The organism is Mycoplana sp. ABR4_002 (assembly GCF_056159645.1).
The window spans coordinates 2,902,285-2,915,746 of record NZ_JBSWVO010000001.1 but is presented as its reverse complement, the minus strand read 5'-3'; the positions used below and the strand labels follow the sequence as shown (position 1 = coordinate 2,915,746).

Here is a 13,462-nt window from a genome sequence, read left to right as displayed (position 1 = left end):
CAATTTTGTCGTTGTGGAAGACGCGCGTTGATTTCTGTGATTTTCACCCGGCCGCGACTGGAAATCGCCGCCCGCGCGGGGCAGTAACGGGGCTGGAGACACATATGGCCAAACTCTATTTCCACTACGCGACGATGAACGCCGGGAAGTCGACGATGCTGCTGCAGGCGTCGTACAACTACCAGGAGCGCGGGATGCGCACGGCGATCTTCATTGCCGCGCTCGACGACCGCGCCGGCACGGGGCGCATCGCCTCGCGCATCGGTTTGCAGTCCGATGCAATCGCGTTCGACGCGACCGACGATCTCTTCGCCAGGGTCGAGGCGCTGGCGACCGACGGCGCCGGCGCGATCGCCTGCGTCTTCGTCGACGAGGCGCAGTTCCTGACTGAGGAGCAGGTCTGGCAGTTGGCCCGCATCGCTGACCGTCTCGGCATTCCGGTCATGGCCTACGGCCTGCGCACCGATTTCCGGGGCCGGCTCTTTCCCGGTTCCTATGCCCTGCTTGCGATCGCCGACGAGCTGCGCGAGGTACGGACCATCTGCCATTGCGGGCGCAAGGCGACCATGGTCGTCCGGCTCGATGCGGCCGGCCAGGTGGTGCGGCAGGGCGCTCAGGTCGAAGTGGGCGGCAACGAGAAATATGTTCCCTACTGCCGCCGCCACTGGGAAGACACGATGCGCGCCGACCAGGGGCAGGCCGGTCCGCCCGCAAGCTGAGATGTCGTTGACCGCACAGAGTTTCCTTTCTGTCGCGGCGAAGCCCGGTCAGCCGGCGTCCGGCATCTGGAGGTTGCGCGCAAAAATACCTCCCCGACGGGGCTTGCAGGCGCGGCTCGGATTCCCACATCATGTCATGCCGGACCGAGGCAGAGGGTGGCCGGCGGAGTAGCCGCACGGGCCGGAGGCGAGGATGCCCCGGTCGACCTGCGCGTCTGCCGAAACTGTAGAGGGGAGCATGCATGGCCACACTTCAAAATTTCGACGCGGAGATCGAGAAGACGCGCGCGGTCGTGGAACAGGTTCGCGGCAAGATGGAACAGACCGGCGTCGCGCTGGACCAGTTCGCAAAGGCCGACACCAAGCTCGGCGACGTCAATTTTGACATCGAGAACGCCCGCATCCAGGACGTGCTGGCCCAGCAGAAGGTGATGGAGGCCAACATCGCCGACCTGATCATCGGCCTCGAGGACGCGACCAATGTCTTCGGTACCGAGTTCGAGAGCATGAAGAGCTATACCGGATACGAGAAATTCATCGGCCTGTTCTCCAAGCAGAAGATGCAGCGCATGCGCACCGACCGGGTGCGCAACATGTCGCTTGCCGGCAACCTGCAGGAACTGCTGTCCAAGTCCGACACGATCGTCGGCATCCTGAAGGATCAGAAGGCCATTCTCGACGGCCGCTACAAGACCTCCGAGGCGAGCCTGATCCAGGTGATCGAGCGGCGCAAGCAGACGATGGCGAACCTCGAGATGACGCAGAAGCGCATCGACGAACTGAACCCGCAACTGCTGGACATCGAAAACCGCATCGCCGCCTCGACCGACCAGAAGACGCGCACGCAGCTCGAAGGCGAACGGTCGCAACTGGCGACCGAGTACAACGAGAAGCAGGCCAAGGAGCAGGAGCTTCTGGCCGAGAGCCAGACACTCGAGCGCTACACCTCGATGTTCCAGACCTTCGTCGATTCGCTCAACAATCAGATCGCCGCGCAGAACACCCTGATCAATAAGCTGACGATCGATACCGAACAGCGCATCGTGCTCTACAAGGCGCTGGAAGATTCGCTGAAGACGGCGGCCCAGCAGGACGTCGCGCACCGCATCAACACGCTCGGCAGCCAGGTCGACACCGCAGCGGAGGAGACGATGGCCGGCATCGGCTCGGCCGCGCAAAAGCACATCGGCGACCTGCTCGAGATGCACGAGAAGAACATGCTCGCCACCCAGGACATCCAGCGCCGCAAGAAGCTGGCGGACGACGCGTTCGCCCGCCGCTTCCAGGAGGTGATGGCCAAGCACGACGCGTCGAACTACGTTCGGACGTGAAGCCGTTGGCCGAGACTGGCTTGCGCGGAAACACCTTGGCTGCGGCGCTCGCATCGCTGACGGGGCGCGGGGCGAGAGCCGGTGCGGCCATTCCCTCCGGTGCGCCGGCGGGGACCCGGGACCGGCCGGCCGATAAGGGGCACAGATGAAAGCCGCCGCCGAAAGCGCCGTCGCGCAATATTTCACCTCGATCCGTGCCGCCCTCGGGGGGCTGGAGACCTATCTCGGCGACCGCAACTCGCCGCTCTACCAGCACGGCGTGATCGGCGCGGCGGTCGTTCCCTATCTCGAGCGGCTCAAGGCTTCCTTTGCCTGCTGGGAAAACCGGATCGGATTCGTCGACGAATTCCGCATCTCGCGTGCCGAGAGCGGCTTTCCCGTCTACCAGAACGTTCTCGAACTGGAGAACGACCGCAAGAGCGCGGACAGGCGGCTGGCGGAAATTCCATCGGCGGACGCGCTGCGCGGCGAGATGGCGGACTTCATCCTGCGCAACAAGGAGTTTCCGACCGCATTGCAGACGAGCATGGCCGAGCGCATGTATCTGCAACAGATCGGCAAGGGCGAGATCTTCTCTCCGTTCATTCTGCCGGACACGATCCGCGTCGCGGTGAACCCCAAGACGATGCGCCCCTACTACGTCGTCAGCTGGGGCGCGTTCGACGGCACCAGTACGTTGCCGATGGTCTACATGGCCACGGTGGAGGACTCGACGGAGAAGATCGTCGAGCTGCTGGTCACGGCCGACGGCAAGCTCAACCCGGACGTGGCGATCGACCTGCCGGTCGGCGGCCTGCTCAACCCGGAGCTTGCCAGCCGGTTCGACGATTTCGCACTGAAGAACAGCGCCTACTCGCTCTCGCCGGCGACGATCGCGACAAACCTCGACAGGGACTTCGAGATGCTGCACCCCAAGCAGCTCCGCCGTATCGTGCTCGGCCCCTTCTATTCGGCCGACATCACCGACCACAACGAGAAGGTCGGCGACATCCTCTCCAGGGTGCGCAAGGCCGAGAACGCCTGGCTCCTGACCTGGACGATCCAGGAGGTCTTCTCGAAGGCCGAGCGGCCGGCCAAGCGCGGCTTCTGGAACTCGACGCCGGCGCAGGAGGAATTCCATATCGACACCGACGACCTCGAGGCCTCGCGCATGGGAGTCAGCGGCTACGAGAAGCACGCGCTGGTGCCGCACGACGCCTATCAGGCGCTCTACGCCGCCGGCGAGGCCGGCAAGGTCTTTGGCGACTACAAGGTGCATGTCATCTCCGCCAACAACGTGATCAGCGAGGTCTGATGCCATGAGCCTGAATGCCGGCCTGACGATGATCCCCGAAAGCGACGTTGCCAAGCATCAGGCGGTGGCGCAGGGCATGGTGACGCGACTGGTGCTTCTCGAGGCCGATGGCGGGCCGGGAACGGCGCAACTGGCAGGCACCGGCCGGCGCTTCGTCTCGACGGTCTCGACCGGCGGCGTGCGTCGCACGCGCGACGTCGAACTGGCGAAGACGATCGCGGCGATCCGGCCGGCCGATCCGATGCTGTCGCCGGCGCAGCACCAGTTGCTCTATCGGGCCCGACGCGGCGTCCAGGTCGCGCTTGCCGTCGCCGACGCCTTCGCCAGCCAAACCGAGCTGGAACAGTTGCAGTCACGCAATGCGACCGCGCCGCTCGCCGGCGAGGAGGCGACCCGGTTCAAGGCGCTGCTTTCGGCTGCCGCCTATGTCGCGGCCTTCACCTTTGCCGCCTATCTCGGCGCGACCTTGCCGGCCGAGGGAGAGCCGGCGGAGGATACCGAGGAGCCCGACTACCTGTTCGAGACCGCGCAGGACGCACTGAAGAGCCTGATCGCCGGACTCGACCGAAGCATCGCCGGCTTGGCGGACGACACGGCCCTGATCGGACGGGCGCGGTCTTTCTCGCGGGTCGCTCTGGAGGGGCTGATCGGGCGCAAGTCGCGCTTCAGCGGTCTGTCCAGCTTCGAGAGCGCGCATATCCGTATCGAGGCGGACGACTTTACCATCAACGGTTTCGACGTTGCCCCAGGACAGAAGCGCAAGCCCTTGTCGATGAGCTTCAAGAAGCCGAACGAGATCGTCGGCAACCACATCGCCAAGTACCAGGCAATGCGGCTCGCCAGGATGCTGATGGCCTATGATTTCGAGCGGCAGATGAACCCGTTCGTCGAGCTCGGCGGCTTCCTCTTCACCTTCATCGGCGACGGCATGCCGGGCACCGGCAAGACCATGCTGATCCAGATGCTGGCCGGCCTGCTCGACGACTACTGCCGCGTCGCCGGCTACCCGTTCCACTACGAGAACTTCGGCGTCGACCAGATCTCATCCTACCAGGGCAAGTCGGGGCAGAACTGCAAGGAGTTCGTCGGCAATATCGTCAATCCGAAGGCGATCGGCTTCGGCACGATCGACGACGTCGACCAGGTCGCCGCGAGGCGCTCGGACGACCGCGCCTCGGCCGGGCAGCACGAGGTGACGGCGGTGCTGATGGAGAGCTTTGCCGGCGCCTCGACGGTGGTGCGCGGCAACTGCACCTTCGGCATGTTCTCCAACTATCCGGAAAATGTCGACGACGCGCTGCGCCAGCGCGCCGGTGCGCGCTGGCTGGTCGACGGGCCGCTGACGCGGGACGACTACATCGACATCTTCGCGATCCTCGTCGGCAAGAACCACGAGATCCCGCTGGGCGAACATGCGCTGCTCGCCGGCCAGGAGATCAAGCGCGCGGTGACCACCTCCTACGGCCAGCACGCGCTGCCGCAGGAAGACGGACTGCTGGCCGTCTGGGAGCGCTACGAAAAGACGCACGGCAAGCTCGCCACGCTCGCCGATGTCGGCACCTACCTGCACATGATCAAGGAGGCCGAGCCGCGCTTTACCGGCCGGGCGATCAAGAACGTCACCGACGCGATCAAGATGCGGGCGATGGACGTGGACCTGCCGGACGACTGGTTCGCCACCCCGGAGGCGTTCATGCACAGGTCCTATGACGAGAAGAAAAGGATGATCGAGGACCTGCGTGGCCCGATCACGATGGAGATGGTGCTGCAGGAAATCAACCGCTATGCCGACAGCGAGTTCCGCTACGCCGACAAGTCCGACGAGGCCGCCGTCACCGAGATCATCCGCCGCGAGCGCCAGCGCGAGCGGGCCGTGCGCGAAATCGAGGCGATGAAGGCCGAGGGGCGGTGGGACGTGCCGCGATGAACCGACTACTCGAGGCCGAACTGATCTACGGGCGGCTGCTGGAGGTGGCCGACCCGCACCTGGTCGAGCGCTACAATCGGGCGCTGGAAGCCTTCGGGCTGCCGCCGACGAAACTGGCGCGGTTCCGGATCGACATGACCGGCTTTGCGCCGGAGGTCGCCGACGAACTCGGTGATCGCGACTACCTCGACCCGAACCGGGTGAACCGGCGGTTCATCATCCTCACGCCCGACCAGGCGAGCCTGCCGGTCGTGCACACCAGCTTTTCCAACACCGCCGCGCTGATGCATGAGTTCTTCGACGCCAATGCGCGGGCGATCAATGCGGTCACCATCCGTGACGCCCTCTATGGCGAGATCGAGGACAGTGTCTCGGTCGTCAATGACATCGACGACCTGTTGTCCATCAACGAGGTGCGTTTCCGCGTGCTGTCGGCGGAGGACGTGCTCGGCAAGGCCGCCGAGTTGCGCGCGCTGGTCGACCGGCTGAAGACCGTCCCCGATGCCTGGGCCGACGATGCCATGCTCGAACGCATGGTGGAACTTGCCCGGCAGACGGGCGACATCCGCCAGAACGCGCTGGTGCCGGACCAGCTCGTCTTTCGCCACGAGGCGTTCTGGGCCAACCATTTCGGCGGGGTCTATGTCTTCCTCGACGGGCGGCAGACGACGGTGATCTGTGACCCGTCGGTACCCGGTTTCCGGCGCTCGCGCCCTTGGCAGGTCAGCTACATCGCGCTCAACGACTACCCGCGCATCTTCGAATTCCTGGCCTCGACCCGGCGACTGGAACTGCCGCGCGCCTCCTGGGTGGAGGCATCGGGCCTGCTCCAGCATCGCGCCGAGATGGCAATCTGCAGGCTGATCAACCGGACGGATCCCCGCGTCGACATCGCCGAGGCGGACCGGATCTGGATCCAGACCTGGATGCATCGAAACGCGACATTGATCGCGGAGGACGGTGTCTATCCGTTCCTGCAGGAGGCGCTGCGGACGATCGCGACAACGGGCGAGATCCGGATGAAGGACGTCGATCCGTGGGGGCGGTTCCTGCTCGTGCGGGCCGCACCGGCCCATCCGGACCAATGGCTCGTCAACCAGCTGATATCGCAGCTGGTGCCGTTCGACTTCGTTTCCTGCTTCGTTTTCGACAAGCAGGGCTTCTACGATTCCTATGGCTCGTTCAGCGAAAAGTTTAGAGAATTCGTGGTTGAAACGTTGACGCGAACCTATCTGAAGGACAAGCCCGCCTTCCGGCAGCGGCTGTACGGAATTGGGGAGGACAGAGGCCATGCTTGATCCGATCGTCACGTTTTTCCAGCGGGTCTTCGCCGCCATCGGTCGTGGGATCGGCCTCGTCATATCCTGGCTGGTCTGGCCGTTCGCGGCGGCGGCCCGCTGGTACCGGCATCGCGCCTGGATCATCAAGGGGCCGATTGCGGTGGTCTTGCTCGGCCTGGTCGCGCTCTACGGCTACTTCATCTGGCAGACCCAGGTGTGGGCCAACTTCAACATCGACTATCCGGATGCCTACAACCTGTCGGCGCGCCGGAACGATGCCGGGCTGCCGGTGAAGGCGGCTGCCGGCGAGACGGCGCCGGAAAGCAGCTGCGAGCGCTCGGCAATCGTCGAGGTGTCGGCGGACCTGATCGACTTCAACGTGAACCAGAACGCCTGGATTTCGTCGATGCTGCTCTACAAGCTCGGCCTGTTCGGCCTCGACTGGGACGACACGCCGTGGCTCGACAACAAGGCCTCGTTCCAGCGCGGCATCAACCAGGCGATCCGGCGTACCTCGGTGGAACTGGTGGATTCGCTCGGGCGCGTGCGCGGCACCTCCGGGGTGAACGCCGACCTGCAGGCCGCGCGCGGCAACATCCAGTTCGACGAGGAGACTTGGTATTTCGGCATCAGCCCGTTCGGCCCGAAGACGCCGACGCCGAGCTTCTACCGTGCGGCGATGCGGGACCTTCGCAAGTTCAACGACTCGCTGTCGCAGTGCGCCGCCACGTTCGACGCCCGCTCCGACAACCTCGTCCAGTTCCTCGACCGCATCGCCAACGACCTCGGCAACACCTCGGCAATCCTGCGGGAACGGTCGGAGTTCTACGATTCCGGCTGGTTCGACGTCAGGGCCGACGACCGCTTCTGGTTCGCCTTCGGCCAGCTCTACGGCTACTATGGCATCCTGACGGCCACCCGCGCCGACTTCGACGCGGTCATCGGCCAACGCGGGCTGACGCAGATCTGGGCGGAGTCGGAGCGGCAGCTCCGCGCCGCGCTGAACATCCAGCCGCTGATCATTTCGAACGGGCGTGAAGACGGCTGGATCATGCCGACGCATCTGGCGACGATGGGCTTCTATATCCTGCGCGTCCGCTCCAACCTGGTCGAGATGCGGGACATCCTGACGCGATGAGGCGGGCGAACGGGCAGGGCCGAAAAGGGAAAGCGGCACCGCCCCGGCGCTGCCGGGCGGCGCGGCATCAGCGGCCGGTCATACCGGCAGCCATCCGGTGCTCTTGACCTCCTCCATCACGGCATAGGTGTGCGTCTCGCGCACCCCCGGCAGCGACAGGAAGACGTCGGAAAGGAAGGCACGGTAGGCTTCCATCCCGGCGACGCGGGCCTTGACGAGATAGTCGAAGCCCCCGGCGACCATATGGCATTCCATCACGTTGTCGCTCTGGCGGACGGCCTCGGCGAAGGTGTCGAACACGTCCGGCGTGGTCCGGTCGAGCTTCACCTGTACGAAGACGAGCAGGTTGCGGCCGAGGCGCTCGGGCGAGAGCACGGCCATGTAGCCGGTGATGTAGCCGTCGCGGGTGAGGCGCTTGACGCGCTCGGCCGTCGCGGTGGGCGAGAGGTTCACCTTCTCCGCCAGCTCAATGTTCGTCAGGCGGCCTTCCTGCTGCAGCGCGCGGAGGATTTTCCGGTCGAGCCGATCAAGTTCCTTCATGATTCCCTATCGTATTCGCTGTCTGGCAACTGATCGGGCGGCTGTTGCCACGAAATCCGGTGAAAGTCACTTCACAAATTTCGCGGTTCGCCGCCGCTCTTGGATGTTGAGCAGGCTCGGTGCGCCATTTTGTCGCATTTCGCCCATCGGGTGGCGAATTCGGGTGTAGCCTTTCGCCGCCGTTCACGCTCTTAATGCTGGCGACGCTCGGCGGGTGCGGCCTTGTCCGGCCTTCTGGGCTGTTGCCGTTGGCGTGGCCGACGGCCACACGGAAAACGAACATCCGGGCGGCGACCGCGGAGGAGCGGCCGGGCGACCCGCGGGAGAGGGGAGCAGCATTCATGAGCGAGGTGAAATCCGACATCGAGATCGCGCGGGCGGCCAACAAGCGGCCGATCGTGGAGGTCGGGGCGAAGCTCGGCATTCCGCCCGAGGAACTGCTTCCCTTTGGTCACGACAAGGCGAAGATCAGCGCTTCCTTCATCGCCGCGCAGCAGGAAAAGCCTGACGGGCGGCTGATCCTGGTCACTGCGATCAATCCCACGCCGGCGGGGGAGGGCAAGACGACGACGACGGTCGGCCTCGGTGACGGACTCAACCGCATCGGCAAGAGGGCGATCGTCTGCATCCGCGAGGCCTCGCTCGGTCCCTGCTTCGGGGTCAAGGGCGGCGCTGCCGGCGGCGGCTATGCCCAGGTCGTGCCGATGGAGGACATCAATCTCCACTTCACCGGCGACTTTCACGCGATCACGGCCGCGCACAACCTTCTGGCCGCGCTGATCGACAACCACATCTACTGGGGCAACGAGCAGAACATCGACGTTCGCCGCATCGCCTGGCGCCGGGTGATGGACATGAATGACCGCGCCCTGCGCGCGATCGTCTGCTCGCTCGGCGGCGTTGCCAACGGCTATCCGCGCGAGGCCGGGTTCGACATCACGGTGGCCTCCGAGGTCATGGCGATCCTCTGCCTCGCCAACGACCTGAAGGACCTCGAGCGGCGGCTCGGCAACATCATCGTCGGCTATCGCCGCGACAAGAGCCCGGTCTTTGCCCGCGACATCAAGGCCGACGGCGCGATGGCGGTGCTTCTGAAGGACGCGATCCAGCCGAACCTCGTGCAGACGCTGGAGAACAATCCGGCCTTCGTCCATGGCGGCCCCTTCGCCAACATCGCCCATGGCTGCAACTCGGTCGTGGCGACGAAGACGGCGCTCAAGCTCGCCGACTACGTGGTGACGGAGGCCGGCTTCGGCGCCGATCTCGGTGCGGAGAAGTTCTTCGACATCAAGTGCCGCAAGGCCGGGCTGAAGCCGGCCGCGGCCGTGATCGTGGCGACGGCGCGGGCGATGAAGATGAACGGCGGGGTGAAGAAGGACGAACTCGGCCGCGAGAACGTCGAGGCCGTCCGCAAGGGCTGCGCCAATCTCGGCCGCCACGTCCAGAACGTCAAGAAGTTCGGCGTGCCCGTCGTCGTGGCGATCAACCACTTCACCTCCGACACCGAAGCGGAGATCCAGGCGATCAAGGACTATGTCGCCACGCTCGGCGCCGAGGCGATCCTGTGCCAGCACTGGGCGCAGGGGTCGGCGGGCATCGAGGCGCTGGCGCGCAAGGTGGTCGAGCTGGCGGAATCGGGCCGGTCGCAGTTCGCGCCGCTCTACCCCGATGACATGCCGCTGTTCCAAAAGATCGAGACTATCGCCAGGAGCATCTACCATGCCGGCGAGGTGATCGCCGACAAGTCGGTGCGCGACCAGTTGCATCAATGGGAGGCCCAGGGCTATCGCAACCTGCCGATCTGCATGGCGAAGACGCAGTACTCCTTCTCCACCGATCCGAACCTGCGGGGTGCGCCGGAGGGACATACCGTGCCGATCCGCGAGGTTCGGCTGGCGGCCGGGGCCGGCTTCATCGTCGTCATCACCGGCGAGATCATGACCATGCCGGGCCTGCCAAAGGCGCCCTCGTCCGAGAAGATCTTCCTCAACGAGCTGGGGCAGATCGAAGGACTGTTCTGACCGCCGGCGGGCGGAGTTCCTTGCCGTCGGCCCTGCCGCCCGGAAACGGGCGCCCCCTATAGGGGGCACCCGTTGCTTGGTCGATCGTGAGGGCTCCTAGAACTTCTTCGTCAGCGAGACGCGGAAGCTGCGGCCCGGCTCGGTGTAGAAGTCCTCGGTGGTCGGGGCGACGCCGTCCGGCACGCTGATCGCGTCCCAGTACTTCTTGTCGAAGATGTTGAAGACACCGGCCTGGACCCGCAGTCCGGCGACCTGCTGCGGCTCCCACCAGGCCGTGGCGTCGACGATGCCGTAGCCTGGCGCCTTGAAGCCGGAGCCGTTGACCTTGTTGCGGGCGGCCGCCGTCGTCAGCGAGATGTCGGAGCCCCAGGTCTCGACCGCGTAGCCGAGGCCGACGATGGCTCGCAGCGGGGCAACCGAGTTCAGGTACTCGTCATTGTCGGTATCCTTGCCGTAGGTCCAGGCAAGCGAGCCCCAGGTCCGCCATTCGTCGGTGAAGCGCCATTCGCCCGCGAACTCGACCCCGTAGATCTGCACATGCGCACGGTTCTCATAGCCGGTGATGCCGCCGACCGGAAACTCGCCGCCGGGCGGGGCGATCTGCACCATGTCGATGAAGTTACGGTAGTAGTTGTTGAACAGGGTCGTCGAGACCGTGTAGGCGTCGGAATCGTAGTTGGCGCCGACCTCGAAACCGTTGCTCGTCTCCGGCTTCAGATCCGGATTGCCGATGCGGGCATAGGAGCCGGGCTGACCGTAGTTCTGGTAGAGTTCGGTGGCGCTGGGCGCACGGAAGCCCTGCGCCCACTGGGCGAACAGCTCCAGTTCTGCGCTCGCCTGCCAGGCGGCGCGCAGTTTCGGCGAGAAACGGGAACCGCTGCTCGAATTGAGGAAGGCGTCGTCGAAGTTCGGGCTGTCCTCGTAGGCTGCCGTCGATTTCGGCGAATGACGGAACCAGTCGAACCGGAGGCCGGGCGTCAGCGTCACATTGTCCAGCAGCGCGATGTCGTCCTCGACATAGGCGCCGAAGAAGGTGCTGTCGACATCCGGCATGTCGGAGGCATTGGAGTGCAGGAAGCGGCAGGCCTGCGGACCGAAGAACTGCGGGATCGTCGTCCAATCGACGTCCGGGCAATTGTCCACGCCCCAGGAATACTGATGCGTCTTCTGGCCGTACAGTTCCGCGCCGAAGCGGAAGTCATGCTCGATGCCGCCGAGTTGCACGGCTTTCGAGGCATCGCCGTTGATGCCGTAGGTCGACTGCTCCAGAAGATTGTCGCGCCGGTATTCTCCCGCAGGATAGCCGTAGAAGAAGGGATCGCCCGGGATGATGAAGGCGCGCGGATCGGTCAGGCGGATCCCGTCCGTCGTCGCGTTCAGCTTCTGCTTCTGCCAGTAGGTGACGATGCTCGCCTGGTCGACCCAGTCGGTGCCGTCGGGGGAGATGAAGTCGTAGGAGGCCGAGATGCGCTTGCGGTTGGTCTCTTCGCCGGTCTGCAGGCCGGGCACGTAGAGTTGGGTTCCGGTCGTGCCGAAGACCGCGCGCATGTTATCGGTGTTCTCGTCGAGATTGAAGAATTCTCCGGTCAGGCCGAGGCGGTGGCCGCCGTCGATGTACTGATGGATCTTGGCAAGCACGTTGCCCTGGTTGAAGTCCATGGGGTTGGGCTCGGTCCTGTCCGGACCGTAGCCGCCGACGTCGCCCTGGTTCTCGGTCTCATTGCCGTGCTTGTAACCGCCCTGGAGCAGAAGGAAGGTGTCGTTGAAGCGGGTGGCGAGGGCAGCGTTGCCGAGGATGCTCTCGTTGGCGCTGTCATAGGTGGCCTTGGTGAGGGCACCATAGTTCTTGTCGCCCTCGATCAGGTCCTCGGGGTCAAGCGTCCTGAGCTGAACCACCCCGCCCAAGGCGCCGGAACCGTAGCGGCTGGAATCGGTGCCCTTGGTGATGTCGATCGCCGAGAGGCTGTCGAAATCGAAGGCATTAAGGCCGCCGCGCGCGGAGTCGCGCGGGTCGGTCAGCCAGGGCACGCGGATGCCGTCGAGCGTGGTGAGCACGCGATTGCCCTCAAGGCCGCGGATGTTGATGCTGTTGTTCTGGCTGTCGAAGTTGACGCCGGCGTCGATCCGTCGCGAAAAGTCCTGGAAGTCCGTGACCATGCGCTCCTCGAGCTCCGCCCGCGTCGTCGTCTGGGTCAGGGGGGACGCCGCCAGCAGTTCGGGCTCGCCCTCGACGGTGACCGTCCTCAACGTGGTCGGCTGCTCTGTGGTGGGGCTTGTCGCCTCCTGCGCGAGGGCGGGAATTGCCGCGCCCAATGCAAGCGCGATCGCGGTACCGGCCAGCAGTGTCCTGGTTAGCGGCGAGTTCGAAGTCATGGAAGTAACCCTCTGAAAGATATGCGTGCGAAGCCGCCGCGCGCCGCTGCTGCGTGCGCGCGCCTGTTCCGGAATTTTCGGATTGCGTCCCGATGGAAGCCCCGCGAATTGTGTTATAAATGCGGAGTAAAATAGTCAAGTTTGAAAATGAGTTTTTTAGTCAAGTTATTTGTCGGGCCGCTGCGCCTGCGCTGATGGCATGAAGGCGAGGGGGCAGGCGGCGGCGGTGACGATCAGCCGTAGGGGCCGAGATAGTCGGTCTTGCCGACTTCGACGCCGTTGTGGCGCAGGATGTCGTAGGCGGTCGTGACGTGAAAGTAGAAGTTCGGCAGCGCGAACTCCAGCAGGTAGTCGGTGCCGGCAAAGGTCAGGGTGAGCTTGCCGGCGTTGAGGGTCACTTGACGGGTGTCGCTGCCCTTCAGCGCCGCAGCGTCGACCGAGTCGAGATAGGCGATGGTCTTGTCGATGCGAGCCCTGAGCTCGGCAAACGTGCCCTCCGTGTCGGCAAAGCTCGGCGCGCCCGTGCCGGCGAGGCGGCCGAGCGCGTTCTTCGAGGTGTCGCTGGCGCGCTGGATCTGGCCAGAAAACGGCAGCATGTCCGGGAACAGCCGCGCGTTGACCAGGACCTCGGGCTGGATCCGCTTCGTCTCGGCGTGCGCCTCCGCCTTGTCGACCAGCGTCGACAGGACTTTCAGGCCGCGGACGAAAACCGGAACGGAAAGGCGGTGCATGGAGAGAGACATGGAGGGGTTCCTTACCAATCAGAATGAGCCGAAAGCCGGTTCTTCATAATCTGATTCAAGATAGGTCGTGTTGTCCGCGGTTTTGAGTGCCGTTGC

At 64.8% G+C, this 13,462-nt stretch carries 10 protein-coding genes; 7 read left to right on the top strand and 3 right to left on the bottom strand.

What is annotated here, in order from left to right; genetic code table 11:
• Positions 1-104 precede the first annotated feature (104 nt).
• From ACXAGF_RS13960 to ACXAGF_RS13935, 6 genes are all read left to right on the top strand, one after another.
• A complete protein-coding gene (locus tag ACXAGF_RS13960; RefSeq protein WP_475017963.1) occupies positions 105-719 on the top strand; it encodes a thymidine kinase in 615 nt (204 codons plus the stop codon).
• A gap of 242 nt (positions 720-961) precedes the next feature.
• Positions 962-2,050, top strand: coding sequence for a hypothetical protein (locus ACXAGF_RS13955; protein WP_475017962.1), 1,089 nt, complete (start codon positions 962-964; stop codon positions 2,048-2,050).
• 145 nt (positions 2,051-2,195) lie between these two features.
• Positions 2,196-3,344, top strand: coding sequence for a hypothetical protein (locus tag ACXAGF_RS13950; RefSeq protein WP_475017960.1), 1,149 nt, complete (start codon positions 2,196-2,198; stop codon positions 3,342-3,344).
• 4 nt (positions 3,345-3,348) lie between these two features.
• Positions 3,349-5,271: an AAA family ATPase gene (locus ACXAGF_RS13945; protein ID WP_475017958.1), complete on the top strand. Its 1,923-nt coding sequence runs from the start codon at positions 3,349-3,351 to the stop codon at positions 5,269-5,271.
• The gene (locus ACXAGF_RS13940; protein WP_475017956.1) at positions 5,268-6,569 is read left to right on the top strand and encodes a DUF6638 family protein; all 1,302 of its coding nucleotides are present in this window, start codon (positions 5,268-5,270) and stop codon (positions 6,567-6,569) included. Before ACXAGF_RS13945 ends, ACXAGF_RS13940 begins: the two co-directional genes overlap by 4 nt.
• Positions 6,562-7,689, top strand: a complete 1,128-nt coding sequence (locus tag ACXAGF_RS13935; protein WP_475017953.1) for a DUF2333 family protein — start codon at positions 6,562-6,564, stop codon at positions 7,687-7,689. Before ACXAGF_RS13940 ends, ACXAGF_RS13935 begins: the two co-directional genes overlap by 8 nt.
• Positions 7,690-7,767: 78 nt before the next feature.
• Here ACXAGF_RS13935 and ACXAGF_RS13930 read toward each other — a convergent pair whose 3' ends face one another.
• Positions 7,768-8,229, bottom strand: a complete 462-nt coding sequence (locus ACXAGF_RS13930) for an Lrp/AsnC ligand binding domain-containing protein (protein WP_475017951.1) — start codon at positions 8,227-8,229, stop codon at positions 7,768-7,770.
• A 341-nt stretch (positions 8,230-8,570) separates the two neighbouring features.
• Between ACXAGF_RS13930 and ACXAGF_RS13925 the strand changes: the two genes are divergently transcribed.
• The gene (locus tag ACXAGF_RS13925) at positions 8,571-10,250 is read left to right on the top strand and encodes a formate--tetrahydrofolate ligase (protein ID WP_475017949.1); all 1,680 of its coding nucleotides are present in this window, start codon (positions 8,571-8,573) and stop codon (positions 10,248-10,250) included.
• A 96-nt stretch (positions 10,251-10,346) separates the two neighbouring features.
• On the opposite strand, the gene ACXAGF_RS13920 is transcribed toward ACXAGF_RS13925, so the two are convergent.
• On the bottom strand, positions 10,347-12,623 hold the full coding sequence (locus tag ACXAGF_RS13920; protein ID WP_475017947.1) for a TonB-dependent hemoglobin/transferrin/lactoferrin family receptor: 2,277 nt from the start codon (positions 12,621-12,623) through the stop codon (positions 10,347-10,349).
• Between the two features lie 233 nt (positions 12,624-12,856).
• Positions 12,857-13,366: a DUF1993 domain-containing protein gene (locus tag ACXAGF_RS13915; protein ID WP_475017945.1), complete on the bottom strand. Its 510-nt coding sequence runs from the start codon at positions 13,364-13,366 to the stop codon at positions 12,857-12,859.
• Between the last annotated feature and the right edge of the window lie 96 nt (positions 13,367-13,462).

Coding starts and splice junctions, on each gene's coding strand:
- ACXAGF_RS13960 (WP_475017963.1), top strand. CDS start 105: ATGGCCAAACTCTATTTCCACTACGCGACGATGAACGCCGGGAAGTCG.
- ACXAGF_RS13955 (WP_475017962.1), top strand. CDS start 962: ATGGCCACACTTCAAAATTTCGACGCGGAGATCGAGAAGACGCGCGCG.
- ACXAGF_RS13950 (WP_475017960.1), top strand. CDS start 2,196: ATGAAAGCCGCCGCCGAAAGCGCCGTCGCGCAATATTTCACCTCGATC.
- ACXAGF_RS13945 (WP_475017958.1), top strand. CDS start 3,349: ATGAGCCTGAATGCCGGCCTGACGATGATCCCCGAAAGCGACGTTGCC.
- ACXAGF_RS13940 (WP_475017956.1), top strand. CDS start 5,268: ATGAACCGACTACTCGAGGCCGAACTGATCTACGGGCGGCTGCTGGAG.
- ACXAGF_RS13935 (WP_475017953.1), top strand. CDS start 6,562: ATGCTTGATCCGATCGTCACGTTTTTCCAGCGGGTCTTCGCCGCCATC.
- ACXAGF_RS13930 (WP_475017951.1), bottom strand. CDS start 8,229: ATGAAGGAACTTGATCGGCTCGACCGGAAAATCCTCCGCGCGCTGCAG.
- ACXAGF_RS13925 (WP_475017949.1), top strand. CDS start 8,571: ATGAGCGAGGTGAAATCCGACATCGAGATCGCGCGGGCGGCCAACAAG.
- ACXAGF_RS13920 (WP_475017947.1), bottom strand. CDS start 12,623: ATGACTTCGAACTCGCCGCTAACCAGGACACTGCTGGCCGGTACCGCG.
- ACXAGF_RS13915 (WP_475017945.1), bottom strand. CDS start 13,366: ATGTCTCTCTCCATGCACCGCCTTTCCGTTCCGGTTTTCGTCCGCGGC.